Below are 25,579 nucleotides of genomic sequence, written 5' to 3'. Positions count from 1 at the left end.
CAGCACACCCCGCTAGGTCTAGCGGCACCGCTAGCGCCCCATATGCCACCTGATCAGCCCGCTAGCCCCTAGCGGGCCTACTCCCACACGCCCTGAAACCGGCCGGGGAGGCCCTTGACCCTCTTCCTCACCGCTAGCACTCTCATCCTGCTGCTCACGCTCAGCTACATCGCAACCTGCGTGGCCTCACCGCTCGGAAACTGCCTCAAGTGCCGCGGCTTCGGCTACCTCGCCCGGACCGACCGCAAGGGCCGGCCCAAGCGCGGCAAGGCCTGCCGCCGCTGCCAGCCACCGGCAAGCGCATCCGCGTCGGCCGCTGGATCTACAACCGCGCCGTCCACGTCCACCGCACCGGCACCCGCTGAACCCCGACATCCCAAGGGAGCACAACGTCATGGCTCGCGAAAAGTACGCGTTCACCGACAAGGACCCGCACAGCCTCGGCGAACTCGCCCGGGTCCTCTACCTCGGCACCAAGGCCGTCCGCCGCCAGCAGCGCGGCAAGTCCATCAAGGCCATCGAGAACGAGATCGACCGCATCCGCGAGGAGGCCCAGGCCCGCGAGGACGCCCGCCGCAGCAGGCGGAGGCCTTGACCGGGTGCGGTCGGCACTTAGCCGCAGTGGAAGGCGTGTGTGGACACCTCAGACCAGACACCGTTGTACTGGATATCTCCCGTGATCGCGATGCACAAGCCGTCGGCCCGGACACTTACAGGGCCCGCTTGGTACCTGTACTGACCATCGTCTCGGTCCGTTTCGCCGACGGAGTTGCACGATTCTCCTGGACCAGTGAGACAGGTCTGGATTTCGGCGATCATCCGCTTAGGAACGCCATAGCCACCAGCGGCCGTTGCTACTACGGCGCCGCAGTTCACACCCGTACTTGCGTCGTAATACAGGTAGTAGTAGCCAGCAACCGTCAGCGTCCCAGGTGTCGTCAGACGCATCGTCTCTATCAGGTTCCCGCTGCAGCCGTTACCCGCCGCATGCGCCGGTGTGGTCACAACAAGGCTGGCGCAGAGCACTGCCAGAACCGCCGCTACTCGCCCGAACACTCTCCCGCGCATTCTCATGCCCCCTCTTCCACCGCCCAACTTGCGGCGGGACCAATCAAGTTAGTGATCATCATGCCGCACCTGGCAGGCGACCGCACCTACCAAACACTCAAAGGTCGCAGGTAAAGGAAGCAAGCGGAGACACGGGCAGCCGAGCTCCATTGGGCGCATCTTCCCTGGTCAGCGGCATTCGGCTCGTCAGCCGGTACTCACTAGTACTCCAGCCGTAGATCGTGATCTCGCCCGCGGGCAGCCCCGGAGGCGGGTGGACGCAACGATATTGTTCTGACCTCGGACAGATCACTCCACTGTCCGAGGTCAGACCCGGCGGGTCAACGGAGACGCATCCAATCCGGCGAGTCGACGCCTGCGAACTTGTTCCAGGCCAGGCAGTGCGCCTGGGACTCTGGGCCGAGGTCATCCCAGACCGTCCGCAGCTCGAACCCCTCGTCCCAGGCGTTGAGCAGTGCCTCGAGGAAGCCGGTGGCGACCAGTGCCTGATCTTTCTCGGTGCCGTCCGTCAGCACCTGCTCGAGAAGATTCAGCACTCGCCTGCGATGATCGTGTGTCAGTTCGGATGCGTGGGCGGCGAACACCTCGCCGAATTTAGCCAGCAGGAAGGTCGGTGGGAGATCGTCATCGACGATGACCAACTCGTCGCTGACCGCCAGGAGATCGTGCCACCACGGGGGCATCGCCATCGCAGTCCTCCTGGCACTCAGCCATAGTTCGTGATCTGGCCGTAGGGCCGCTGCGGAGACGGGTACGGGTTGATCATCGGTACGTGAAGACAGATGATCACACAGTAGCCGCAGGTCACAGCGTAGACCCTGCCCGCTGGCAGGAGTCGTTCGAGGGCCTGATGGGCCGCATCGCGGGACGGTTCGCGCGGGTCGAACCCCGACGGCGGGTGCGGCAGTTGGTACTCGGCCTACTGGCAGACCTGCCGCGCAAGAACTGCTGGACCATCGCCGAGTGGGCGGGGGAAGCCACCCCGGACGGCATGCAGCACCTGCTCGGCCGGGCCAAGTGGGACGCCGACCAGGTACGCCACGACATGCGTGGCTACGTGGTGGAGCACCTGCACGATGACCGGGCGGTGCTGGTGGTCGATGAGACCGGCGACGTGAAGAAGGGCGTGGACACCGTCGGAGTCCAGCGTCAGTACACCGGCACTGCCGGCAGGATCGAGAACGCCCAGGTTGCTGTCTACCTGGTCTACGCGGGTCGGCGCGGGCACGCCGCGGTGGACCGGGAACTGTACGTTCCGCGCTCCTGGTCCTCGGATGCCGACCGCTGCCGTGCCGCGGGCCTCGCGGAGGAGGCGTCCTTCGCCACCAAGCCGGAACTGGCCGCCCGTATGGTCGCCCGGTTCCTGGATGCCGGCCATCGGGTCGCATGGGTTGCGGGCGACGAGGTCTACGGCGGCAACCCCAAGCTGCGAACCTCACTGGAGGAACGCGGCACCGGCTACGTCCTCGCGGTCGCGTGCTCGCATGAAGCCACCACCGGTGCCGGGAAGTTCCGCGCGGACGCCCTGGCCAAGAAGGTGCCCAAGCGGGCCTGGCAGAAGCTCTCCGCAGGGGCCGGGGCGAAGGGCCACCGCTACTACGACTGGGCTGTCATCGACCTCGCCGACCCCCGACCCGGCAGCCGCCACCTGCTGATCCGTCGAAACCGCAGCAGCGGCGAACTCGCCTACTACCGCTGCCACTCGCCCGAACCGGTGCCGCTCGCCGAGCTGGTGCGAGTCGCTGGATCAAGGTGGCGAGTGGAGGAGTTCTTCCAGTCCGGCAAGGGCCTGGCCGCACTGGACGAGCACCAGGTCCGCCGCTACACGTCCTGGTCCCGCTGGGTCACCCTCGCCATGCTCGCGCACGCCTTCCTCGCCGTCGTCCGCGCGGACGAACATGCCCACCACCCCGCACCCGACACCCTGATACCGCTCACTTGCAACGAGATCCAGCGCCTGTTCATCGCGCTCGTCACCCAACCCGCCCACGACATCGTCCACCGGCTCGGCTGGTCCGACTGGCGACGCCGCCACCAGGCACGATCCCAGGCCAGCCACTTCCGGCGACAAGCCACCCAAGGATGAAGATCACGATCTACGGCTGGAGTACTAGTGTCCTGAGTCTTTGATTCGGTTCAGATATCCGGTGAGGCGTTCGAAGATCTCGTCAGCGGTCTTCGTCCAGACGAAGGGCCTCGGGTTGTCGTTCCAGTCGGCGATCCAGGCTCGGATGTCCTTCTCCAGGGCTTGAACGTTCCGGTGGACGCCACGCCGTATCTGCTTGTCCGTCAGCAGCGCGAACCAGCGCTCCACTTGGTTAAGCCAGGACGAACTGGTCGGGGTGAAATGCATGTGGAACCGGGGATGGGCCAGCAGCCACTTCTGGATCGCGGGCGTCTTGTGGGTGGCGTAGTTGTCGCAGATCAGGTGGACGTCGAGATGGTCAGGGACCTCCTTGTCCAGCTTGGCCAGGAACTTCTTGAACTCCACCGCGCGGTGTCGGCGGTGAAGCGAGCTGATGACCTCGCCGGTGGCCGCGTTCAGGGCAGCGAACAGGGTCGTCACGCCGCCGCGCAGGTAGTCGTGGGTACGGCGCTCGGGCATGCCCGGCATCATCGGCAGCACCGGCGCCGACCGGTCCAGTGCCTGGATCTGCGACTTCTCGTCCACGCAGAGGACGATGGCCCGCTCGGGCGGGTCCAGATACAGGCCCACGACATCGCGGACCTTCTCGATGAACTGCGGATCCTTGGACAGCTTGAAGGTGTCCACCAGGTGCGGTTTGAGGCCGAAGGTCCGCCAGATCCGCGAGACGGTGGACTGACTCAGGCCGCTGGCCGCGGCCATTTCGCGTGTCGACCAGTGAGTGGCGTTCTTCGGAGCGCTCTCCAGGGTTCGCACGACCACCTCCTCGACCTTCTCGTCGCTCACGGTGCGCGGTGGACCGGGCCGCGGCTCGTCGGACAGACCCTGGAGCCGGTCGGCCGCGAACCGCTTGCGCCACTTGGCCACCGTGACCGGGTGGACCCCAAGCTCCGTTCCCGCTGCGGTGTTCGAGGCGCCATCAGCGCACGCGAGCACGATCCGGCACCTCAAAGCCAGAGCCTGCGAGGACGTTGCCCGCCGCGACCAGCGCAGCAACGTCTCTCGCTCCTCATCCGTCAGAACCACCTCGACCGTCGGCCGACCCATACGCGCCATGAGCCCAGCCTACTTCTAAAGCGAAATAAAGACTCAGGACACTAGAAAGTCAGCCACCAACCCCCTGCGCACCCACAACCACAAGCCAAGCAAGGAGATGCGCGTTGGCCATCACCCTCTCCCTCGTCGCCATCTTCGGACTCGTTCTCTTCTTCCTCCTGCGCTCCCGAACGCTCGGATACGGCAGCACCTTCATCGCCGTGATGTTCGGCTTCTTCCTCGCCTCCACCGGCGCCGCCACCCCCATCAACCAGCTCGCCCAGGCCGTCATCAACGCCATCCCCAACCTGTAGGAGGCACCGTGAACCACGACCCCACCTGTCGGGAGACCGAGATCCACTACCCGGTTCCCCTGGCGCCGCCCGTCCCGACGCCGGCAGCCGCTCAGCAGCCCCTCGTCGTCCCGGACATCCAGACGATCCAGCTGCCCGACGGCCGCATCATCACCGGCTACACCATCAACCCGACGAAGGCCCCCGAGCCCGTCCGGGAACGTCGCGCCATCAACCCGCTCGCGGTCAACATCGCCCTCGGCGGCATCGGCTTCGCCGCGGCCTGCGGTGGGCTGATGCTCCTGACCACGTTCATCGCCGCGGTCGCCGCGCTCATCCAGCAGCTCATCATCCTGGCTGCCGTCATCTTCGGCGGCTTCATCGCCACCCAGGTCCTCGGCGACCACGACCGCGGCAAGGACGGGACGGTCGTAAACATCCGCCGGGCCGTCTTCAAGCGCAACCACTTCCACGGCTGAAGCCCAGAAGGAGAAGCCCGTGTTCGAGATCCGGGTCATCTGCACCAAGCCCGAAGCCCCCGAGATCACCAAAGCCCTGTCCGAGGCATTCGCGACGGGACCCGTCCGCCAGTACCCCGCCCGCGATGGCGACCGCGTGCGCCTCTACGTCACTGCCGAGCAGGCGATGACTCGGTGGCCGGCCCCCGAAACCGCATACGCCAAAGCCCCGAGCATCATCAGCGAGATTGGCTGCACCGCCCGCGGGGCCCGGGACTGCCTCCACGGTGTCCACGTCCGGGAATTCTGGCTCCGCAAGGCCGCCCTCCTGGACCGCATCGCCCTCACCGACGACGACCCCGTGGGCGGCGACGCCGCAACGCTCGCCAACGAAGCCGCCCGCCGCCTCATCGACCTCGACGGCGCCCGCGCGCTGGACCACCCGGATGAGCTGCCCCGAGTTTCGTAGAGTCCGATCTTGATTGGTTCAGGCGGACTGCGGGGTTTGCTCCTGGCTCCGCCAGAAGGCTTCCTCGTACTCGGCCGGCGGCACGTAGTCGAGCGCGGAGTGGAGACGTTCTTCGTTGTACCAGGTGATCCACTGGAAGATCGCCCGTTCGACCTGGTCGACGTCCTTCCAGGGTCCCTGCATCTCGATCAGCTCGGCCTTGAAGGTTCCGTTCAGCGCCTCGGCCATCGCGTTGACGCTCCTATAGTTGTCAACTGGCTGTTTGGCGTGTCTGTGGGGCGGGTCGGAGAAGGTGGTAGACCTCGCGGATGACGTAGCGTTTGAGGCAGCGGATGATCTCGCGTTTCGTCTTTCCTTCGGTGGTGCGGCGGGCGACGTAGTCGATCGTGGGCTGATGGAATTGCATCCGGACGATGACGGTGCGGTAGATCGCGGCGTTCAGCTGTCGGTGGCCGCCGTGGTTGATGCGATGCCTGCCGCTGGTCATGCCGGAGCCGGTGGGCACGGGAGCGATGCCCGCGAGCTTGGCGAGAGCGGCTTCGGACTTGATCCGCTCGGGGTTGTCGCCGGCGACGACGAGGATTTCTGCGGCGGTGTCCACCCCAATGCCGAACGGCTCGAGCAGCTGTGGAGCGGCCCGCTTGACCAGGTCGCCGATCATCTTCGTCAGTTCTTTGGCCTCGGCGTCGAGGTACTGCCACCGCTTGGCGAGCGTCCGCAGCGTGTGACGCAGTGCGTCCTCGGGTCCTTCCAGGCGGCGAGGACGCAAGGCTGCCAGCTGCCGCACCAGTGTGATCTGTGTCTTTCCCACGGTCTCCCGGCGCAGGGTGTCCGGGGCGTGGACCAGCATCGCCTTCATCGTGACCATTGCCGCGGCGCGCTGTTCAACAGCCTGGTCGTGCGCCACCTTGAGCCGGCGGATCATCTCCGCTTCGCCGTCGGCGCTCTTCGGTATGGCGGTCGCGAACCCGGCGAGCACGGCGCGGGCGGCGTTCTCGGCGTCCAGGGTGTCGGACTTGCCGTTCATCCGTCGAAGACGCCTGTCCGGCCGGCCTGCCTCGACCACCTTGTGGCCGTTCCTGCGGAGAAACGATGTCAGTGTGGCGCCGTAGGAACCGGTGCCCTCGATCCCGAACGCCAGGACTCGGCCGAACGGGGCCGCCCAGTCCAGCAGTTGCTGGAAACCACCGGCGTCGGTGGGAATGGTCAAGGTGGCCAGGATCCCGCCGATCGTGTCCATCACCGCCGCGACGTGGACGTGCTTGTGCGTGTCGACACCGATCACGACATGCCCGGACCTAGGCTGCTCGATGGTCTGCACGATGTTCCTTCCGGCCGGTAGCGTGGGAGGTCACGCTGTCGCCGGTCGGACGGACAGGACTGTCACGGGGACGCTTTGGTGAGTCGGCTCCAGGCTCTTATCAGGTCACATCCGTCCGGCGGCAGCGCTTGCTGCGTGCCCGGCCGGGCGGTCGACAGATCAACGCCAGGACACCCGTGGGGTCAGTCGTAAGCAAGAGTCAGACCGCCTCGGCCGGGGCTACCCGATCCTTGCGGGATCCGGTGCGAGAAGACCGACAGTCATACGAGTCCGCGACCGAGCCGACCGACGCGGAGGCGCCGATGTCGGCGAGCCGGTCGGTATACCGAATTGATACGTATTGCGATCCGCGGTCGCTGTGATGTATCAAGCCTGAGTCCTTCTTGATCCCGCGCCTCCACAACGCCATCTCCAGAGCATCCAGCGGAAGTTCGGTCCGCATGTGGTTCGCGACCTGCCAGCCGACGATCATCCGCGAGTACACGTCCAGGACGAACGCCACATACGCCCACCCGGACCAGGTGCGGACATACGTCATGTCCGCCACCCACAGCTGATCCGGCCGTGAGGCCGTGAAGTCGCGGTCGACCAGGTCCGGCGGACGCGGCGCCGACCGCTCCGCAACCGTGGTCCGGCGCCGCCGGCCACGGATGACGCCCTCCAGGCCCAGCTCGGCCATCAGCCTCTCGACGGTGCAGCGGGCCACCACCACACCTTTGCGCCCCAGGGCCCGTGCGATCCGGCGGGCACCGTAGGTGCCGCCCGATTCCGCGTGGACCTCCTCAATAAGCGGCATCAGTTGCTCGTCCCGGAGCCGGCGGGCCGACTTCGGACGCTTCTTGCGGGCAAAGTACGTCGACGGCGACAGCTCCAGCACCCGGCAGATGGGATCGACCCCGAGGCCGTGTCCACGCAGGTGGTCGATCACCTGCTCGGCCTCGTCCGGGGACGGTCGATCTCCTGGGCAAAACACCGAGGCGGCTTTCAGGATCTCGTTCGCTCGCCTCAACTCCGCTACTTGCCTGCGGAGTTGCTTCAACTCGTCAAGCTCGGCAGTGGTGAGCCGGTCGTCCCGCTCGCCACGATCGGCCTCGGCCTGCCGGACCCAGCCGCGCAGAGCTTCCTTGTGGATGCCAAGGTCCTTCGCGACGTGCGCGATCGGGCGGCCGGTGGTACGGACCTCGCGGATCGCGCGCTCGCGCAGTTCGTCCGGGTATTTACGCGGTGCTGCCATGGTGCTGGTGGTTCTCCTTCGCCAGGATCGTAACCCTGGCATCAGGGACTCCATGAAACTGGGTGCAGCTCAATCTTTGGTCTGCCCGACGATCCTGACGACTTCCGTGGTGAATGGCTCCGGGTGGCCAATCAGGTGAAGGTGGCAAATGGGCACCTCGTCTTCGGTCCGCCCAAGCGGGAGAAGGAACGGGATGTGCCGCTCCCCCGCCGCATCGGTCAGGTGCTGCGGGAGCACCGCGAGGAGTTCCCCCCGGTGGACGTGACGCTTCCCTGGCTGAAGCCGGATGGGCCGCTCGTCACCAAGCGGCTGCTGTTCTCCCTGCCGGGCGGGGGCGCGGTGCGGCGCACCGACTTCAACACCCGGGTGTGGAAGTTCGCCCTCGTGCAGGCCGGCGTCATCCCGGAGCCGCGACCGGGCGAGCGCCACCAGGCCTCGCGCGAGCACGGTATGCACGCGCTGCGGCACTTCTACGCGTCCGTGCTGCTGGACTCCGGGGAGAACATCAAGGCGCTCAGCACGTACCTCGGACACGGCGACCCCGGGTTCACGCTCCGGGTGTACACGCACCTGATGCCGAGCAGCCACGAGCGCACCCTGCGGGCCGTGGATGAGGTCTACCGAGCCGCCGGTCCGGCGACTGACGGCCCACAGACGGCCCGGGAGGGGTGAGACGGGTCCGGGCCGGCGGCTGAGTGCCGTCGGCCGTCGTGCATGCCCCGAAGGGGCTCTGACCTGCGGTTACAGCACCGGGAGGTTCTTGCGGAGTTCGAAGGCCGTGACCTCCGAGCGATATTCCTCCCACTCCTGCTTCTTGTTGCGCAGGAAGAAGTCGAAGACGTGCTCGCCGAGGGTTTCGGCGACCAGTTCGCTGCGTTCCATCAGGGCGATGGCCTCGCCGAGGTTCTGCGGGAGGGGTTCGATGCCCATCGCACGGCGTTCCGCGTCGGAGAGGGCCCAGACGTCGTCGTCGGCGCCCGCCGGGAGTTCGTAGCCCTCCTCGATGCCCTTGAGGCCGGCTGCCAGGAGCACGGCGTAGGTGAGGTACGGGTTGGCGCCGGAGTCGATCGAGCGGACCTCGACGCGGGAGGACCCCGTCTTGCCCGGCTTGTACATGGGGACGCGGATCAGGGCCGAGCGGTTGTTGTGGCCCCAGCAGATGTACGAGGGTGCCTCGCCGCCCGAGCCTGCCGTGCGGGAGGAGCCGCCCCAGATGCGCTTGTAGGAGTTGACCCACTGGTTGGTGACCGCGGCCGTCTCCGCCGCGTGGCGCAGGAGGCCCGCGATGAAGGAGCGGCCGACCTTGGAGAGCTGGTACTCGGCGCCCGACTCGTAGAAGGCGTTGCGGTCGCCCTCGAAGAGGGAGAGGTGGGTGTGCATGCCGGAACCGGGGTACTCCGAGAACGGCTTCGGCATGAAGGTGGCCTGGACGCCCTGTTCGAGTGCGACCTGCTTCATCACCAGGCGGAAGGTCATGATGTTGTCGGCCGTGGAGAGCGCGTCCGCGTAGCGCAGGTCGATCTCCTGCTGGCCCGGGGCGCCCTCGTGGTGGCTGAACTCCACGGAGATGCCCATGGATTCGAGCATGGTGATCGCCTGACGGCGGAAGTCCATGCCCACGTTCTGCGGAGTGTGGTCGAAATACCCGGAGTTGTCGGCCGGCACCGGGCGGGTGCCGTCCAGCGGCTTGTCCTTCAGCAGGAAGAACTCGATCTCCGGGTGGGTGTAGAAGGTGAAGCCCAGGTCCGAGGTCTTGGCCAGGATGCGCTTGAGCACGAAACGCGGGTCCGCGAAGGACGGCGACCCGTCCGGCATGAGGATGTCGCAGAACATCCGGGCGGTCCCGGGCGCCTCGGCGCGCCACGGCAGTATCTGGAACGTGCTCGGGTCCGGCTTCGCGATCATGTCGGACTCGTAGACCCGCGCGAAGCCCTCGATGGCCGAGCCGTCGAAGCCGATGCCCTCGTCGAAGGCCTGCTCCAGCTCGGCGGGGGCGACCGCGACGGACTTGAGGAAGCCCAGTACGTCGGTGAACCACAGGCGCACGAAGCGGATGTCGCGCTCCTCGAGCGTCCGGAGGACGAATTCCTGCTGCTTGTCCATGCCTTCATCCTCGCAGTTCAGACGGCCTGTGCACCACCTCCCCCGAGGGCGGGGGGCACAGTCGGGCGGGCCCAGTATCGCCAGCCGCGGTTTCGGCCACATTACGCACCCCCGAAAGGTCGTGGCACCCCCGCACTGACCTCGGGACCGTCATGAGCATTACCATCTGCGCCCATGGGGGGCTGGGAGCACACGCGGCACGGGCGCACCGGGCGTCACTTCCCTCGGCGTGCCGTCATCACGATCGCCCTCTCTGTGCTGGTCGCGGCGCTGTTCCTGTGCGTACGGCCGGGTGAACCGCACGCCGCGACCACCGCTACAGGCGCGTCCGCCACCACCGCCACCGCTGCCGCCGCTGCTGCATACGGACACGGGTACCCGCAGGGAGCCCGTGCCGTCTGCGTGTCGCACGACGAGCTGCCCGGCTGTTCCCCCTTCTCGCACGTGACGCCCGGCGTCATGCCCGCGCCGCCGCCCGCCGTGCCCGTGGCGGGTTCCCTCCCGGATCCCGTCGCCCAGGCCGCCGGCGGCGCGCCCGCCCGGCCGCACGGGGCCCTCGCGCGCGCCCCCGACCTCCATGCCCTCCAAGTGCTGCGGACCTGACCGGTCCGGGCGCCGTACCGCGCTCCACCGGATCCATCCCTCCACCCCCTCAGCAGAAGGAACCAGGGCACATGGTCAGCAGGACACCCTCCGACACCACCTCCCGCCAGGCGCGCATAGCCGAGATGCGCCGCGCCGAGCGCTCCCGCGACCGGCGCAACAAGGCCGTCGCGATCACGGCCTCGGCCGCGGTCGTCACCGGACTCGTCGGCTTCGGCGCGTGGGTGATGATCGACCAGAAGGACAAGAAGGACGCCGAGGCGGCGGCCCGCAAGGCCCCTGTGACCGGCGAGCAGACCTGGGACGTCAAGACGCTGGGCCGCAACCACGTCGAGACCCCGGTGAAGTACCCGATGAACCCGCCGGTCGGCGGCGATCACAGCCCCCGCTGGATGAACTGCAACGGCGACGTCTACAAGAACCCCGTCCCCGAGGTGAACGCCGTCCACTCCCTGGAGCACGGCGCGGTCTGGGTGACGTACAACGAGAAGGCTGCCCGGGGCGACCTCGACAAGCTCGCCGGGACGGTGGCCAAGACCCCGTACACGCTGATGAGCCCCGTCAAGGAGCAGGCGGGCGCCATCGTGCTCAGCGCCTGGGGCAAGCAGCTCACGGTGGACAAGGCGGACGACCCCCGGGTCGCGCAGTTCTTCACCAAGTACGTGCAGGGCCCGCAGACCCCCGAGCCGGGCGCGGCCTGCACCAACGGGCTGGCCGAGAAGTGAACCGTACGTACTGGGCGTCCGGTACCGCCGTCCTGCTCGCCCTGGCGTTCGCGGTGGCGGCCACGGTCGCCGCCGCGAGCGGCAGTGAAGGAGCAGGTGCGCCGGCCCGCGCGCCGGGCCTGTACTCGCCGGACGCGGGTTTCGCCCGGGACATGGCCGTGCACCACCAACAGGCGGTGGAGATGTCCTTCATCGTGCGCGACCGCACCCGGGACGAGCCCGTCCGCGGGCTCGCGTACGACATCGCCAACACCCAGGCGAACCAGCGGGGCATGTTGCTGGGCTGGCTGGACCTGTGGGGGCTGCCGAAGGTGGTGGCCGACGAGCAGCCGATGTCCTGGATGGGGAGCACCGGGCACGACGGCCACTCCGGGCACGACATGGGCGGCGCCACCACCAAACCCGGCGCGCTGATGCCGGGCATGGCCACCAAGGAGGAGCTCGCACAGCTCGGCGCCGCCGAGGGGCGGGACGCGGAGGTGCTCTACCTCCAGCTGATGACCGACCACCACAAGGGCGGCGTCGCGATGGCCCGGGGCTGTGCGACGCAGTGCGGGACCCCCGCGGAGCGGGCGCTGGCCCAGGGCATGGTCGAGGCTCAGGAGTCGGAACTCACCCTCATGGCGGACATGCTGAAACAGCGCGGGGCTGCGCCGCGCGGGTGACGGGACCCGCCCGTACGGTGGGGGGAGGGCGTCCTCGTTGGGCCCTTCCCCCAGCGGCCTCCCCGAGGGCGTCGAGGCGGGCGCGTCCGCGCCCGGCCGCAACGGCGTGCTCAGGAGGTTAGACATGACCACCGCGGGAGACATCATGCACCCCGGGGCCCAGTGGATCCCCGCTACCGAGACCCTGACCAAGGCCGCTCAGCTGATGAACAGCCTCAATGTGGGCGCCCTGCCCATCAGCGATGCCAGTGAGCGACTGTGCGGCATCATCACCGACCGCGACATCGTCGTGAACTGCGTGGCCCAGGGTCTGAACCCGGCCGAGATGACGTGCGGCGAAATGGCCCAGGGAACCCCGCGCTGGATCGACGCGGGCGCCGACGTCTCCGACGTGCTGGACGAGATGGAAAGCCACCAGATCAAGCGGCTCCCGGTGATCCGGAACAAGAAGCTGGTCGGCATGATCAGCGAGGCCGACCTGGCCCAGCACCTCTCCGAGGAACAGCTCGCGGGCTTCGTCGAGAAGGTCTACGCGAGGCACTGACCCGGCCCGCCACCCCGGTGGCTGGCCCCGGCGGCTATTCCGGCGGCTATTCCGGCCCCGGCCCCGGCGTCGCCCCCGGCCCCTGTGACTGGGCGGCGGCGTCCTGGACCGCCCGCGCCATCCGGCCCGGGCGGTCCAGCACGACCAGGTGCCCGGCCGGTTCGGCGACCTCGAAGCGGGCACCGAACCGGTCGGCCAGCCCCGCTGGCCGAGCCGGTGCAGGGCTCCTCAACACGACGGACCCCGGTCCTACGATCGGATACCCACCCGGGGTAGGGTTTCGCCCATGACGCGCCCTGCCCTGCGCACCGCCCCGCGAGCCGCCCGGTGGCCCCGGCTGCTGCTGCTCGCTGCGCTGCTCCTGGGCATCGTCACCATGCACACCCTGGGCCATCCGAGTCACTCCCACACCGTGGAGGACGCGGCCCCGGTCGCTGCCGTTGCACCGGTCGGGCGGGCGGCAGACCACACTGAGGGGCGCACCGACGGGCGAACCCACGGGCACGAAGACGACCACGTCGACATGCGTACCGACGGGCGCGGTGCCGCACCGGCCGCCGCAGCGACCGGCAGGACGCACGCGGCGGCCGAACGGGCGCCCGCCGCCGAGGCCCCGCTGCCCGGCTCCGGATGGGACCCCCTGTCGGTGTGCCTCGCCGTGCTCGGTGGGCTCACCCTGCTGATCCTGGGCGCCGGACCGGCCGGCATCCGCGATGCCGCGCCGCTCGGGGGCGCGGCCCGCGTGCCGGGCCGGTCCGGCGGGCCGGATCCGCCCTCGCCCCGCGAACTCCTCTGCCGGCTGGCGGTACTGCGCGTATAACGACGGGCCCGCTGCCGCCCCCGCGTGCCCGCGCACCCGTGCGCACGGCCTGAGGGCGGCAGCAGACGGCGCCCATCTGCTCGCGCGACCCCATGAGAAAGATGCAGTACCTACCAGTACAAATGTTCCCGTACTCGGCCATAACCCAACTGTATTAGTGTCGCGAACATGCAGCTTCGTTACCAGTACCGCGTCTACCCGACCCCCGGTCAGCGCTCCAGCGCCGCCCGGGGGTCGGGTACCGACGCGTGGTCTGGAACGACGCGCTCGCACAGATCAAGCCCGTGAAAGCGGCGAACAAGCTCCTCGGGAACCCGAAGGAGCGCATCGCGCAGGGCCCGTACCAGCGGTGCCGAAGAACGCCGACCTGGCCAAAACGCTGGTCACCGCCGCAAAGAAGACCGAGCAGCGGGCGTTCCTGTCCGATGCGCCGGTCGGTGTCCTCCAGCAGACCCTTCGGGACCTGGATGCCGCGTGGAAGGCGCATGAGGACTCCAAGACCGGGCTGCACAGGGGGCCGAAGGTCCAGCCGCCGCGTTTCAAATCCCGCAAGGACAACCGGCAGTCCGCGCGCTTCACGAAGTCGGACCGCTGGTCGATCACCGAGGACGGCCGGCTGCGCCTGCCGAAGATCGGGGATGTGCGGGTGAAGTGGACCCGCGACCTGCCCTCTGCTCCCACGTCGGTGACGCTGATCAAGGAAAACGCCTGCGGAGCGCACGTAAGACCGGGCAGTAGCCCGGCAGCGCGCACAACCCCCACCCCGGTGGGGAAGAACCAGGAACCCACCCGAAGCGGGCAGCCCCAACACAACAGGGCCACCCACAGGCGGAGAATCCCCGTACTTCAGCGCGGGAAGGCGGAGGTCAAAACGTGTACCACGCGGAGGCCGGGATGATGACGGTGCTGGGCTACCAGCGTTAGCCCAGGGCGGCTGGCAGCCCCGGCCTGCGGGACGCTGTACCAACAGCGTCCCGCAGGCTGGGGGCCAAACCCCCTTGGAGCGTTCCGGGGCACATGGCAGGCTTGGTGATCATTGCGTAGACCACCCCCCTTAAGGACTTCCGCCAGGCATGAGCACGCCTCCGAACCCGTCCAACAGCCCGTCCGGTCCGCCGACGGAGCCCGCGGGCCAGCCCATACCGGATGCGTCCCCCGCATCCTCGGCTCCCTCCGAGCCGGAACAGACGCCCCAGCAGACGCCCCAGCAGACGCAGCCACTCTCGCTCCAGAAGGCCCCGGCCCCGGAGCCGACGCCCGCGGCAACGCCCGAGCCGGCAACGCCCGAGCCGACGACGCCCGCGCCGACCCTCGCGTCGCCGCTCGCACCCGAGCCGCGGTCCGCCGCTCAGCCCGAGCCCGCGCCCCCATCCGCGCCCGAGTCGGCGCCCGCAGCGCAGCCCGCCCCGGGCTTCGCGCCGCCCGCTCCGGCGCCCCCGACCCCCTCGTACGGCGCCCCCGGCGCCCCGGGAGCCCCCGGCGGGCCCGTACCGCCCGTCAACCCCTGGGGTGCCCACGCCGGCTACGGCTCCGCCGCCGGCAACCCGTGGGGCACGCCCGCCCCGCGCACCAACGGTCTGGCCGTCGCGGCCCTCGTACTCGGCATCGCCGGCGTCCTCATCGGCCTCACGCCGTTCCTCTTCTGGGCGGGCGGCATCTTCGCCGTGGTCGGCATCGGCATCGGCATCGGCGCCCTCGTGCGCGCCTCCGCGGGCGCCGGCCGCAAGACGATGGCCATCGTGGGCACCGCCCTCGCCGTGCTCGGCCTCGGCGCCTCGGCCGGTGGTCTCGTCCTCACCGGCCTCATCGTCGACAAGAGCGTCCAGCACCGGCTCGACGGCGAGTGGGACCCCGAGGACGACCTCGATCCCGTCACCCCGACGCCCCCGAGGCCCCCGAGGCCCTCACCCTCGCCCACCCAGGTCCCCGGCATGACGACCCCGCTGCCGTTCGGCGAGACGTACACGTACCCGAACGGCATCAAGGTCACCCTCTCGGTGCCGAAGAAGTACGTGACGAAGAACAAGTACAGCCAGGTGGGCAACGCGGTGGAGCTCACGCTCACCATCACCAACAATTCGAGCGAGACCCACAACGTCATCTACGCGATGCCCAACGTCCGCGACGACAAGGGGATGACCGCCAAGCTGGCCTTCGACGGCGACGTACCGAAGATGATCAAGGGTGACATCCTGCCGGGCGAGTCCGCCAGCGGCGTCATGGCGTACGAGGTCCCCGAGGGCACCGAGCACCTCACCGCCGACATCTCCCCCGGAATCCAGCTGCCGAACGCGAAGTTCAGCGGCTCGATCGGCTGACCGGAGGCCTGCGAACGCCGCGTCGCGGGAAACCCGAGGCACGGAGCCCAGGACATCGCGTCAGAAAGACGATTACACTGGGCCCCGTGCCTCAACTTCGTCTCGCTCTGAATCAGATCGACTCGCACGTCGGCAACATCGCCGCCAACGCCGACTCGGTCGTCCACTGGACCCGGCACTCCGCCGAGCAGGGCGCCCACCTGGTGGCCTTCCCGGAGATGATGCTGACCGGGTACCCCGTCGAGGACCTCGCGCTGCGCGCGTCCTTCGTCGACGCCTCCCGCACGGCGCTGCGCGAGCTCGCGCAGCGACTGGCGGCCGAGGGCCTCGGCGAACTGCCGGTCATCGTCGGGTACCTCGACCGCACCGAGAAGGCCACCCCGCGGCTGGGCCGCCCCGCCGGGTCCCCGGAGAACGCGGCGGCCGTGCTGCACGGCGGGAAGGTGGTCCTCCGGTTCGCCAAGCACCACCTCCCCAACTACGGCGTGTTCGACGAGTTCCGGTACTTCGTCCCCGGCAACACCCAGCCGGTGATCCGGGTGCGCGGCATCGACGTGGCCCTCGCCATCTGCGAGGACCTCTGGCAGGACGGCGGCCGGGTCCCGGCCACCCGCTCCGCCGGCGCCGGGCTGCTGATCTCCGTCAACGCCTCCCCGTACGAGCGCAACAAGGACGACCTCCGCCTCGAACTGGTCCGGAAGCGGGCCCAGGAGGCCGGCTGCACCCTCGCCTACCTGGCGATGATCGGCGGCCAGGACGAGCTGGTCTTCGACGGGGACTCGATCGTCGTCGACGGCAGCGGCGAGGTCATCGCCCGCGCCCCGCAGTTCTCCGAGGGATGCGTCCTCGTCGACCTCGACCTGCCCGCCGCCCTCGCCGACGCCCCCGAGGGCGTGGTCGACGACGGGCTGCGCATCGACCGAGTGGTCCTGTCCGAGGAGCCGGTGGAGCCGTACGAACCGGTCGTCACCGGTGGCTACGCCGACCGCCTCGACGACGACGAGGAGATCTACGACGCGCTGGTCGTGGGCCTGCGCGCGTACGTCAAGAAGAACGGGTTCCGCTCCGTCCTGATCGGCCTCTCCGGCGGCATCGACTCCGCGCTCGTCGCCGCGATCGCCTGCGACGCGATCGGCGCGCAGAACGTGTACGGCATCTCGATGCCCTCGAAGTACTCCTCGGAGCACTCGAAGGGCGACGCGGCCGACCTGGCCGAGCGGACCGGACTGAACTTCCGGACCGTGCCGATCGAGCCGATGTTCGACGCCTACATGGGCTCGCTGGGGCTGACCGGCCTGGCCGAGGAGAACCTCCAGTCCCGGCTGCGCGGCACCATGCTGATGGCCGTGTCGAACCAGGAGGGCCACATCGTGCTGGCTCCCGGCAACAAGTCGGAGCTGGCCGTCGGTTACTCCACCCTGTACGGCGACTCGGTGGGCGCGTACGGTCCGATCAAGGACGTCTACAAGACGGACGTCTTCCGGCTCGCGCAGTACCGCAACCGGGCCGCGGTCGAGCGCGGCGAAACCCCGCCGATCCCCGAGAACTCCATCGTGAAGCCGCCGAGCGCCGAGCTGCGCCCGGGGCAGGTGGACACGGACTCGCTGCCGGACTACCCGGTGCTGGACGCGATCCTGGCGATGTACGTGGACCGGGACCTGGGCATCGAGGCGATCGTCGCGGCCGGCTTCGACCGCGAGCTGGTCGCACGGACCCTGCGGATGGTGGACACCGCGGAGTACAAGCGCCGCCAGTACCCGCCGGGCACGAAGATCTCCGCGAAGGGCTTCGGCAAGGACCGCCGGCTGCCCATCACGAACGGCTGGCGGGAGCACGCGTAACCGCTGCGCTCGGCTTCGGAGCGGAAGGGGCCCCGCCGCACGGGGCGGTTTCTAGCAGCCCTTCTCGGCCACGAGCTGCCCCGGCTACACCTTCAGCCGGGCCGCGATCGGCAGGTGGTCGCTGCCGGTGCGCGGGAGGGTCCAGGAGGCCTCCGGCCTGATCCCGCGCACCATGATCTGGTCGATCCGGGCCATCGGGAACTGGGCCGGCCAGCTGAAGCCGAAGCCGTCGCCTGCGGCGCCCTGGGTGGAGCGCATCTGCGAGGTGACCTCGGACAGGGAACGGTCGTTCATGGTTCCGTTGAGGTCGCCGAGCAGGATGACCTTCTTCAGCGGTTCTGCGGCGAGCGCGGCGCCCAGTGCGCCCGCGCTGCTGTCGCGCTGGTTGGCGGTGAATCCGGCGTTGAGCTTGACCCGGACGGAGGGCAGGTGGGCGACGAAGACGGCGACCCGGCCCTGCCGGGTGTCCACGGTGGTGCGCATGGCGCGGGTCCAGCCCATCTTGATGTCGACGGGCTGGCTGGAGCTCAGCGGGTACTTGCTCCACACGCCGACCGTGCCCTCGACCGCGTGGTACTTGTACGTGCCCGCCAGCACCTGTTCATAGACGGGGACGACGCTGCCCTTGAGCTCGGTCAGGGCCAGGACGTCGGCCCCCGACTTCGCGACCGACGCGGCGGTGCCGCGGGGGTCCGGGTTGTCGGCGTCGACGTTGTGGGCGGTGACCACCAGGTTGCCGCCGGAGCCGGACTTGTCGGTGATCAGGCCGCCGAAGAGGTTCACCCAGACGACGGCCGTGAGCAGTATCGCGATCAGCGCGGTGGCGGACTTGCGGACCACGGCGGCGGCGAGCAGGAGCGGGACGGCCAGGCCCAACCAGGGCAGGAAGGTCTCGGTGAGGCTGCCGAGGTTGCCCACGTCGTTCGGCAGCTCCGCGTGGAAGATCATGATCAGTGAGATCAGCGCGGCCAGGGCGGCGGTCACGATCCCGCGCCGCCAGATGCCCCGGTCGCGGCGGAGTTCGGCCATCCGGCGCCGGAGGCGGGATCCGGAGGGCTCGGGCTCCGAGCCGCCGTTCCCCGTCTCCGTCATGTACGCCTGTGCCATGCCACTGCCCTCGCTGCCGTGCTTGCGCTCCGTCCCCGCACCTTGACCCTAGGCGATCGACGAAGCCTTCCGTGCCGCCTTTGCGGCCGTACGTCCGGGAGGACGAACGGCCGTGCGGCCGAGGTTCCGCTTGTCACGAAACGCGCACATTGGGTCTCGCGCGCGCCGAACGTGCCGAGAGGGGACCATGAGGGGGCCAAGAGGGGGGCATGAGGGGACCTCGTGTGGGCCAGGAGTGTGACGCACCGATCTTCGCGCCACTTTCCCCGGGCCCGGGCAGGTGCCACCATGGTGGGTGAGTCCGGGGACGCCGTAAGGGCGCCTCGAGATGACATCAAGGAGCAGTTGCAATGACGCATGCCGTTTCGCCTGCCCGCGAGGCCGCCTCCCCCACGCTGTACGGAGGCACGGGCACCCGGCGCATCACCGTCCGCGACCTCACCCTCGCCAAGGAGCGCGGCGAGAAGTGGCCCATGCTCACCGCCTACGACGCGATGACCGCGTCCGTCTTCGACGAGGCCGGCATCCCGGTCATCCTCGTCGGCGACTCGATGGGCAACTGTCACCTCGGCTACGAGAACACCGTCCCCGTGACGATGGACGAGATGACCCTGCTGTCGGCGGCCGTCGTACGGGGCACCAGCCGGGCCCTGGTCGTCGGCGACCTGCCGTTCGGCTCGTACCAGGAAGGCGCCGTTCAGGCGCTGCGCAGTGCGACCCGCCTGGTCAAGGAGGCCGGTGTGGGAGCCGTGAAGCTGGAGGGCGGCGAGCGCTCGCTGCACCAGACCGAGCTGATCGTGCAGTCCGGCATCCCCGTCATGTCCCACCTGGGCCTGACCCCGCAGTCCGTCAACGCCATGGGCTACCGGGTGCAGGGGCGCGGCGACGAGGCCGCGCACCAACTGCTGCGCGATGCCAAGGCGGCGCAGGACGCGGGCGCCTTCGCGGTGGTGCTGGAGCTGGTTCCGGCCGAGCTGGCCGCCGAGGTCACCCGGTCGCTGCACATCCCGACGGTCGGCATCGGCGCGGGCGCGGAGTGCGACGCGCAGGTGCTGGTGTGGACCGACATGATGGGCCTGACCGGCGGGAAGATGCCGAAGTTCGTCAAGCAGTACGCGAACCTCCGCGCGACCATGGGCGACGCGGCGAAGGCGTTCGCCGAGGACGTGGTCGGCGGAACGTTCCCGCAGGCCGAGCACGCCTTCCACTGATCGCTCGCCGACCGAACCGACGGCCCGCCGACCCCTGGTCGGCGGGCCGTCGCCGTTGCGGCGACCGCGTCCCGCCCGCCTGTCGGTGGGCTGTCGGTGGCCTGTCGGTGCTCCGTCGGTGGCGGGTGTTCCCATGTGGACATGACGCGAAACGACAAGAATCCCCTGAACGGCCCGCACGCCGTAGAGGTGCGGGGACTGGTCAAGCACTACGGCGAGACCAAGGCCCTGGACGGTGTCGACCTGGACGTGCGCGAGGGCACGGTACTCGGAGTCCTCGGCCCCAACGGCGCCGGCAAGACCACCCTCGTGCGCTGCCTGTCCACCCTGATCGTCCCCGACGCCGGAACCGCGACCGTGGCGGGCTACGACGTGGTGCGCCAGCCGCGGCAGCTGCGCCGCACCATAGGGCTGACCGGCCAGTACGCCTCGGTCGACGAGAAGCTCTCCGGCTGGGAGAACCTCTACATGATCGGCCGGCTGCTCGACCTGTCCCGCAAGGACGCCCGGTCTCGCGCCGACGAGCTGCTGGAGCGGTTCTCGCTCACCGAGGCCGCCAAGAAGGCCGCGATGCACTACTCCGGCGGCATGCGCCGCCGGCTCGACCTGGCCGCCTCCATGATCGGCCGCCCGGCCGTGCTCTACCTGGACGAGCCGACCACCGGCCTCGACCCGCGCACCCGCAACGAGGTGTGGGACGAGGTGCAGCGGATGGTCGCCGAGGGGGCCACCGTGCTGCTCACCACCCAGTACATGGAGGAGGCCGAGCAGCTCGCGAACGAGCTGACGGTCATCGACAAGGGCAAGGTCATCGCCCACGGCAAGGTCGATGAACTGAAGGCGCGGGTCGGTGGCCGGACCCTGAAGGTCCGGCCCGTCGCCGCGTCCGACCTGCCGGGCATGGCCCGCGCACTGGCGGAGGCAGGACTCGACGGCGTGGCCGGTTCGCAGGCCGTACCGGACGAGGGCGTGCTGCTGGTACCGATCCTGAGCGACGAGCAACTGACCGCGGTGGTCGGCCTGCTGGCCGCCCGTGGGTACGCGATCGCCGACCTCGGCACGTACCTGCCCAGCCTGGACGAGGTGTTCCTGGCCATCACCGGCCACCGGCCGACCTCGGCCGAGGGCTCCCCCTCCGCCGAGACCAAGAAGACCAAGAAGACCGAGGAGGTCGCGGCATGAGCACCGGAACCACGACGAAGCCCACCACCTCCGCCGCGGCCACCGTGGCCACCCCGGCAGCGGCCACCGCGCCGGCCGGCGAGGGTCGGATCGGCCTGCGGGCCAACCTGCGGCACATCGGCGCACTGGTGCGCCGCAACACCCTGCAGATCAAGCAGGACCCCGAGTCGATGTTCGACGTCCTGTTCATGCCGATCATCTTCACGCTGCTGTTCGTGTTCGTCTTCGGCGGGGCGATCTCCGGCAAGGGCAATCAGGAGGCCTACGTCAACTACGTCGTACCGGGCCTGATGGCCATGATGGGCATGAACATCGCCATGGGCGTCGGCACCGGAGTCAACGACGATTTCAAGAAGGGCGTGATGGACCGCTTCCGGTCCATGCCGATCGCCCGGTCGTCCGTCCTGCTCGCCAAGATCGTCGTCGAGCTCGGCCGGATGATGGTCGCCATCGCGATCCTGCTCGCAGTGGGCTTCACGCTCGGCCTGTCGATCAAGACCTCCGTGGTGGACCTGTTCCTCTCCGTCGGGCTGTCGGCCGTGTTCGGCGCCTCGCTGATGTGGATCTTCATCCTGCTCGGTCTCACTATGAAGACCCCTCAGGCCGTGCAGGGCATGGCGATGCTGGTCCTGATGCCGCTGCAGTTCGGCAGCTCGATCTTCGCCCCGCCGTCGACCATGCCCGGCTGGCTCCAGACCTTCACGGACTACAACCCGCTGTCCAACCTGGCCGACGCGGCCCGCGGCCTGATCAACGGCGGCGCGGTCGGCCACTCGGTGACGATCACCTTGCTCTGGTCGCTCGCCATCACGGCGGTCACCATGCCGCTCGCGGTCCGCAAGTTCCGCCAGAAGACCTGACCCGGGGTCGGTCGGTCCGCTCCCGGATCGCGTCCCGGACGGGCCCCGCACGGGGGGCCGGGTCAGATGAGGGCGGTGGCCTCCTCCAGGGTGAGGCCGCCGCCTTCGGCGTACCCGGCCTCGAACGCGGCGTCGCCGAGCGCCGCCCGCGTCAACTCCTCCGCCCGGGCGGCGTCCTCGCGTTCCGTGCTGACCGGGAAGTGCTGGGGCGGCAACAGGGCCCGGTACGCGCCGAGCAGCCGGGCGGCGTCGTACGCACCCTGTGGACCGCCGATGCTGACGTGAGAGAGGGCCGCCGTCATCAGGTACACGGCGGGCATCTGCGGGGCGACCATCCGGGCGAGCGGGTCCGTGGCCGTGCCCATGGCCTGCCGGAGCAGGCCGAGCGCCTCCGTGTACTTGCCCTCCCTGTTCTCCAGCCAGGCCATCGTGCCGAGCAGGAAGGAGTCAAAGATGGCGAACGCACCGAGGGCGAACTCCTCGCGCAGCAACTGGAGCTGGCTGCGGGCCTCGGCGATGCGGCCGGTACGGCCGTAGCAGCCGGCGAGGAAGATCCGGGCAGCCGGCATGGCCTCGTTGCCGAAGTTCTGGGAGGTTTCCAGGACTTCGGTGAGCAGGGCCTCCGCCTCGGCCCGCGCTCCGTTCTCGATGAGGGCTCCGGCCATCCGGACGCGCAGGACCGCGACCTGGGACGGCGCGCCGAGCCGCTCGGCGTGCTCGATCGCGGACCGGAAGTCCGCGGCGGCCAGCGCGTACTCGCCCCGCTTCTCGCGGGATTCGGCGCGCGCGGAAAGGGCTTCCGCGCACCCCCAGTCGTCGCCCAGCGAGGTGAAGAGGGCCAAGCTCTCCTCGGCGTCGCCCACCGCTCCGGCGGCCCAGTCGGCGCGGTTGGCCAGCACGTTGGCCCGTAGCTGGAGGGCCGAGGCCAGCTCCCAGCGGTAGTCCAGCTTCCGGGCGCCCTCGACCGTGGCGTCCACGGCCTCCCGGAGCAGGCCAGGATTCCCCGCGATCATGACGGCGTAGATCCACAGCCCGCCGGGGGTCCGGCAGGTCTGCGGCAGGCCGGGCCGGTAGGCGGCGACGACCCCCTGGAGCTGGGCCCGGACCTCCGGAGTGTTCCAGCTCTCGTTGCTCTGGTCACGTACGGAGAGCTGGAGCAGCCGGATGCCGCGGTGGGCCTCGGTGAGCAGTTCGCCGCCGTACGGCGGCGGCGTGTCCACGAGCCGCCCGTACACGGGCTCGGCAGGGACGACGGGCGCGCGGAAGGGGTCGGGGATGAGTGCGCCGGCGGCGTTCGACCAGTGCCGGCTCTCGGCGCGCAGGTCGTGCATCTGCCAGTACCAGGCGAGGGAATGGATCAGGCAGAGCACCTCGTCGATCTCCCGGCCGGCCACGGCGCGGCGCAGCCCGGTGCGCAGGTTCTCGTATTCGGTCGAGAAGCGTTCCACCGCCTCGCGCTGGCGGTGTCCGCGCAGCAACGGCTCGGTGGTGCGGGCGAGTTCCCGGTAGTGGACGAGGTGGCGGCGTTCGGTGGCCGCGCGGTCGCCGGGGACTTCGGAGAGCCGCTCGCCCGCGTACTCCGCCACGGTCTCCAGGAGCCGGTAGCGCATGCCGGAACCGTCGGGTCCGGGGGCGGAGATGACGAGGGACTTGTCGACGAGGGAACCGAGGAGATCGAGGGTGTCGGAGGCCCCGGGGGTGCCGGGGGTGCCGGGGTCGGCGCAGACCGCTTCCGCGGCGGCCAGGTCGCAGCCGCCGGCGAAGACGGAGAGGCGACGCAGGACCGCTCGCTCGGGTGCGTCGAGCAGGTCCCAGGACCAGTCGACGACGGCGCGCAGGGTCTGTTGGCGGGGCAGCACGGTACGCGCGCCACCGGTCAGCAGCCGGAACCGGTCGTCGAGCCGGTCGGCGATCTGGCGCGGGGTGAGCAGCCGCAACCGGGCCGCGGCCAGCTCGATGGCCAACGGCAGCCCGTCGAGGCGGCGGCAGATCTCGGCGGCGGCCTCGGGGTCGTCGTCGGTGCGGAACCCGGGCCGCGCGGCGGCGCCACGGTCACCGAGCAGGCGGAGCGCGACGGCGTCGGGCAGTGGCTCCACCGGGCGCAGCAACTCGCCCGGCACGCCCAGGGGTTCGCGGCTGGTGGCCAGGACCCGGACGCCGGGACAGCGCGTGAGGAGCCGCTCGGCGAGTACGGCGGCGGCTTCGACGACGTGCTCGCAGTTGTCGAGGATGATCAGGAGCTGCCGCCGGGCGCAGTGCTCGGCCAGCCGTTCGAGCGGGTCGTCGCCGGCCCGGTCGGTCAGCGCCCGCAGCTCCTCGGCGGAGGCGCCGCGCAGCTTGGTCTCCCGTGCGCCGAGCGCGGAGAGCACGGCCTCGGCGACGTCGTCGGGATCGTCCACGGGAGCCAGCTCCACGAACCACACTCCGTCGGACCAGCCCGCTGCGGCGTGTGCCCCGGCGTGTGCCCCGGCGTGCGCGGCGGCATGTGATTCGGCGGCCTCCTGGGACAGCCGCGTCTTACCGGCACCGCCGGGGCCGAGCAGGGTGACCAGCCGGGCCCGCGCCAGGTCCTCACCGATGGCCCGGATGTCGCCCTCCCGGCCGACGAAGGTGGTCAGCCGCGCCCGCAGGTTCCCCTGGCTGCGGGGTGCGGGGTCGGCGGGGTCGGCGGGGTGGCCCTGCGGGGTCGCCCCGGCCGCGCCGTCGCCCTGCCGGTCCGGGCCCGGATGTGCCGGCGCCGCCCCGGCCCGGGCGGCGCCGGGCTGGGGGGCGGGCCGGGCGGCGGGACTTCCGGAGGGCGGGGACGGGATCGGGGTCGGGGGCTGGTCCAGGAGTTCCGCGTGCAGGGCGCGCAGGGCGGGGCCCGGGTCCGTGCCCAGGCGGGCGGCGAGGTCCCGTCGGACCGACTCGTAGGCGGCCAGCGCCTCTGCCGGCCGGCCCGCGTCCCGCAGCGCCCGCAGGCGCAGGACCTGGAGCGGCTCGTCCAGGGGCTGTTCCCCGCACAGGGCGGTCAGCTCCGGCAGGGCCCGCTCCGCCTGGCCCAGGGCGAGGGCCGCGCCGAGCCGCCCTCGGCGCGCGTCCAGACGTACGGCCTCCCAGCGCGCGGATTCGGCCGCCGGGACGGGCAGGTCCGCCAGCGCCGGGCCGCGCCACAGCGCCAGGGCCTCGTCGTACAGGGCGGCCGCCTCTGCCGGGTCCGGCGCCGCGGCACCGTCCCGCGCAAGGCGCTCGAAGCGGTACAGGTCGATGTCCTCGCGGTCGGCGACCAGCAGGTACCCGCCCTGAGTCGAGCGCACCGCCGCATGCCCGAGCGCCCGCCGCAGCCGGGCCACCAGCGCCTGGAGCGCGGCCGGCGCGTCCGCCGGCCGGTCGCCGTCCCACACCTCGGCCACGAGCAGGTCGGGCGGCACCGCCCGCCCGGGGCGCAGCGCGAGCGCGGTCAGCAGCGCCCGTAGGCGCGCACCGCCGACGGCGACGGGAGTCCCGTCGTCGTGGATGGCCTGGGCAGTGCCGAGAATCGCATAGCGCACCGGCCCATTGTCCCTGGCCAGCATCCACCCCCCTACTCCATTTGGG

The 25,579-nt window shown here is 70.0% G+C and carries 27 protein-coding genes and 1 pseudogene; 19 read left to right on the top strand and 9 right to left on the bottom strand.

Annotated features, from left to right (window positions below):
• Positions 1-114 precede the first annotated feature (114 nt).
• Both ABZZ20_RS11670 and ABZZ20_RS11665 read left to right on the top strand, forming a co-directional pair.
• Positions 115-365: pseudogene (locus ABZZ20_RS11670) on the top strand (hypothetical protein).
• Between the two features lie 29 nt (positions 366-394).
• Positions 395-595, top strand: a complete 201-nt coding sequence (locus tag ABZZ20_RS11665) for a hypothetical protein (RefSeq protein WP_356869222.1) — start codon at positions 395-397, stop codon at positions 593-595.
• A gap of 793 nt (positions 596-1,388) precedes the next feature.
• Here ABZZ20_RS11665 and ABZZ20_RS11660 read toward each other — a convergent pair.
• Entirely contained in the window at positions 1,389-1,757 is a 369-nt protein-coding gene (locus tag ABZZ20_RS11660; protein ID WP_356869221.1) for a hypothetical protein, read from the bottom strand.
• Positions 1,758-1,918: 161 nt separating this feature from the next.
• Here ABZZ20_RS11660 and ABZZ20_RS11655 point away from each other — a divergent pair, with 161 nt between their 5' ends.
• The gene (locus ABZZ20_RS11655; protein WP_356869431.1) at positions 1,919-3,154 is read left to right on the top strand and encodes an IS701 family transposase; all 1,236 of its coding nucleotides are present in this window, start codon (positions 1,919-1,921) and stop codon (positions 3,152-3,154) included.
• Between the two features lie 24 nt (positions 3,155-3,178).
• Here the strand turns inward: ABZZ20_RS11655 and ABZZ20_RS11650 are convergent, their stop codons facing one another.
• On the bottom strand, positions 3,179-4,270 hold the full coding sequence (locus ABZZ20_RS11650) for an IS630 family transposase (RefSeq protein ID WP_356869220.1): 1,092 nt from the start codon (positions 4,268-4,270) through the stop codon (positions 3,179-3,181).
• Positions 4,271-4,374: 104 nt separating this feature from the next.
• Here ABZZ20_RS11650 and ABZZ20_RS11645 point away from each other — a divergent pair, with 104 nt between their 5' ends.
• Genes ABZZ20_RS11645 through ABZZ20_RS11635 form a run of 3 tightly spaced genes read left to right on the top strand, consistent with a single transcriptional unit; the run spans position 4,375 to position 5,469 of the window.
• Positions 4,375-4,563 carry a hypothetical protein gene (locus ABZZ20_RS11645; protein ID WP_356869219.1) on the top strand — a complete coding sequence of 63 codons (189 nt, stop codon included), beginning with the start codon at positions 4,375-4,377 and terminating at the stop codon, positions 4,561-4,563.
• An 8-nt stretch (positions 4,564-4,571) separates the two neighbouring features.
• Positions 4,572-5,021 (top strand): hypothetical protein, encoded by a 450-nt coding sequence (locus ABZZ20_RS11640; RefSeq protein WP_356869218.1) that lies wholly within the window; start codon positions 4,572-4,574, stop codon positions 5,019-5,021.
• Between the two features lie 19 nt (positions 5,022-5,040).
• On the top strand, positions 5,041-5,469 hold the full coding sequence (locus ABZZ20_RS11635) for a hypothetical protein (RefSeq protein WP_356869217.1): 429 nt from the start codon (positions 5,041-5,043) through the stop codon (positions 5,467-5,469).
• An 18-nt stretch (positions 5,470-5,487) separates the two neighbouring features.
• On the opposite strand, the gene ABZZ20_RS11630 is transcribed toward ABZZ20_RS11635, so the two are convergent.
• From ABZZ20_RS11630 to ABZZ20_RS11620, 3 genes are all read right to left on the bottom strand, one after another.
• On the bottom strand, positions 5,488-5,697 hold the full coding sequence (locus ABZZ20_RS11630) for an integrase core domain-containing protein (RefSeq protein ID WP_266390321.1): 210 nt from the start codon (positions 5,695-5,697) through the stop codon (positions 5,488-5,490).
• Between the two features lie 22 nt (positions 5,698-5,719).
• Positions 5,720-6,790 carry an IS110 family transposase gene (locus ABZZ20_RS11625; RefSeq protein WP_356869216.1) on the bottom strand — a complete coding sequence of 357 codons (1,071 nt, stop codon included), beginning with the start codon at positions 6,788-6,790 and terminating at the stop codon, positions 5,720-5,722.
• A 199-nt stretch (positions 6,791-6,989) separates the two neighbouring features.
• Positions 6,990-8,024, bottom strand: a complete 1,035-nt coding sequence (locus ABZZ20_RS11620) for an IS3 family transposase (protein ID WP_356869215.1) — start codon at positions 8,022-8,024, stop codon at positions 6,990-6,992.
• A gap of 123 nt (positions 8,025-8,147) precedes the next feature.
• Here ABZZ20_RS11620 and ABZZ20_RS11615 point away from each other — a divergent pair, with 123 nt between their 5' ends.
• On the top strand, positions 8,148-8,696 hold the full coding sequence (locus ABZZ20_RS11615; RefSeq protein WP_356869214.1) for a hypothetical protein: 549 nt from the start codon (positions 8,148-8,150) through the stop codon (positions 8,694-8,696).
• A gap of 69 nt (positions 8,697-8,765) precedes the next feature.
• On the opposite strand, the gene ABZZ20_RS11610 is transcribed toward ABZZ20_RS11615, so the two are convergent.
• The gene (locus tag ABZZ20_RS11610; RefSeq protein WP_356869213.1) at positions 8,766-10,127 is read right to left on the bottom strand and encodes a glutamine synthetase family protein; all 1,362 of its coding nucleotides are present in this window, start codon (positions 10,125-10,127) and stop codon (positions 8,766-8,768) included.
• A 174-nt stretch (positions 10,128-10,301) separates the two neighbouring features.
• On the opposite strand from ABZZ20_RS11610, the gene ABZZ20_RS11605 reads away from it, so the two are divergent.
• From ABZZ20_RS11605 to ABZZ20_RS11590, 4 genes are all read left to right on the top strand, one after another.
• Positions 10,302-10,730 (top strand): hypothetical protein, encoded by a 429-nt coding sequence (locus tag ABZZ20_RS11605; RefSeq protein WP_356869212.1) that lies wholly within the window; start codon positions 10,302-10,304, stop codon positions 10,728-10,730.
• A gap of 71 nt (positions 10,731-10,801) precedes the next feature.
• Positions 10,802-11,455 carry a DUF3105 domain-containing protein gene (locus tag ABZZ20_RS11600; RefSeq protein WP_356869211.1) on the top strand — a complete coding sequence of 218 codons (654 nt, stop codon included), beginning with the start codon at positions 10,802-10,804 and terminating at the stop codon, positions 11,453-11,455.
• Positions 11,452-12,120: a DUF305 domain-containing protein gene (locus ABZZ20_RS11595; RefSeq protein WP_356869210.1), complete on the top strand. Its 669-nt coding sequence runs from the start codon at positions 11,452-11,454 to the stop codon at positions 12,118-12,120. The genes ABZZ20_RS11600 and ABZZ20_RS11595 overlap by 4 nt, the downstream gene beginning before the upstream one ends.
• A gap of 124 nt (positions 12,121-12,244) precedes the next feature.
• A complete protein-coding gene (locus ABZZ20_RS11590; protein ID WP_356869209.1) occupies positions 12,245-12,664 on the top strand; it encodes a CBS domain-containing protein in 420 nt (139 codons plus the stop codon).
• Positions 12,665-12,710: 46 nt separating this feature from the next.
• Here the strand turns inward: ABZZ20_RS11590 and ABZZ20_RS11585 are convergent, their stop codons facing one another.
• Positions 12,711-12,899: a hypothetical protein gene (locus ABZZ20_RS11585; RefSeq protein WP_356869208.1), complete on the bottom strand. Its 189-nt coding sequence runs from the start codon at positions 12,897-12,899 to the stop codon at positions 12,711-12,713.
• A gap of 51 nt (positions 12,900-12,950) precedes the next feature.
• Between ABZZ20_RS11585 and ABZZ20_RS11580 the strand changes: the two genes are divergently transcribed.
• From ABZZ20_RS11580 to ABZZ20_RS11560, 5 genes are all read left to right on the top strand, one after another.
• Complete coding sequence (locus tag ABZZ20_RS11580) at positions 12,951-13,484, top strand: hypothetical protein (protein ID WP_356869207.1); 534 nt, start codon at positions 12,951-12,953, stop codon at positions 13,482-13,484.
• A 168-nt stretch (positions 13,485-13,652) separates the two neighbouring features.
• Positions 13,653-13,772, top strand: a complete 120-nt coding sequence (locus tag ABZZ20_RS11575; RefSeq protein ID WP_356869206.1) for a helix-turn-helix domain-containing protein — start codon at positions 13,653-13,655, stop codon at positions 13,770-13,772.
• A 61-nt stretch (positions 13,773-13,833) separates the two neighbouring features.
• Positions 13,834-14,382, top strand: coding sequence for a hypothetical protein (locus ABZZ20_RS11570; protein ID WP_356869205.1), 549 nt, complete (start codon positions 13,834-13,836; stop codon positions 14,380-14,382).
• A gap of 175 nt (positions 14,383-14,557) precedes the next feature.
• Positions 14,558-15,802: a DUF4190 domain-containing protein gene (locus ABZZ20_RS11565; protein ID WP_356869204.1), complete on the top strand. Its 1,245-nt coding sequence runs from the start codon at positions 14,558-14,560 to the stop codon at positions 15,800-15,802.
• Positions 15,803-15,888: 86 nt separating this feature from the next.
• Positions 15,889-17,643: an NAD+ synthase gene (locus ABZZ20_RS11560; RefSeq protein ID WP_356869203.1), complete on the top strand. Its 1,755-nt coding sequence runs from the start codon at positions 15,889-15,891 to the stop codon at positions 17,641-17,643.
• Positions 17,644-17,727: 84 nt separating this feature from the next.
• Here ABZZ20_RS11560 and ABZZ20_RS11555 read toward each other — a convergent pair whose 3' ends face one another.
• Positions 17,728-18,750: an endonuclease/exonuclease/phosphatase family protein gene (locus ABZZ20_RS11555; RefSeq protein ID WP_356869202.1), complete on the bottom strand. Its 1,023-nt coding sequence runs from the start codon at positions 18,748-18,750 to the stop codon at positions 17,728-17,730.
• Positions 18,751-19,100: 350 nt separating this feature from the next.
• Here ABZZ20_RS11555 and panB point away from each other — a divergent pair, with 350 nt between their 5' ends.
• The 3 genes from panB (at position 19,101) to ABZZ20_RS11540 (ending at position 22,003) form a co-directional block, all read left to right on the top strand.
• On the top strand, positions 19,101-19,961 hold the full coding sequence (gene panB, locus ABZZ20_RS11550) for a 3-methyl-2-oxobutanoate hydroxymethyltransferase (RefSeq protein WP_356869201.1): 861 nt from the start codon (positions 19,101-19,103) through the stop codon (positions 19,959-19,961).
• Positions 19,962-20,102: 141 nt separating this feature from the next.
• Positions 20,103-21,143: an ATP-binding cassette domain-containing protein gene (locus tag ABZZ20_RS11545; protein ID WP_356869200.1), complete on the top strand. Its 1,041-nt coding sequence runs from the start codon at positions 20,103-20,105 to the stop codon at positions 21,141-21,143.
• Positions 21,140-22,003, top strand: a complete 864-nt coding sequence (locus ABZZ20_RS11540) for an ABC transporter permease (protein ID WP_356869199.1) — start codon at positions 21,140-21,142, stop codon at positions 22,001-22,003. Before ABZZ20_RS11545 ends, ABZZ20_RS11540 begins: the two co-directional genes overlap by 4 nt.
• Before the next feature lie 62 nt (positions 22,004-22,065).
• On the opposite strand, the gene ABZZ20_RS11535 is transcribed toward ABZZ20_RS11540, so the two are convergent.
• Positions 22,066-25,557: a BTAD domain-containing putative transcriptional regulator gene (locus ABZZ20_RS11535; protein ID WP_356869198.1), complete on the bottom strand. Its 3,492-nt coding sequence runs from the start codon at positions 25,555-25,557 to the stop codon at positions 22,066-22,068.
• Positions 25,558-25,579: the final 22 nt, after the last annotated feature.

It is taken from the genome of Streptomyces sp. NPDC006430, assembly GCF_040612395.1.
In the GTDB taxonomy this organism is placed as follows: domain Bacteria; phylum Actinomycetota; class Actinomycetes; order Streptomycetales; family Streptomycetaceae; genus Streptomyces.
This window is presented reverse-complemented; position numbering and strand designations above follow the sequence as displayed.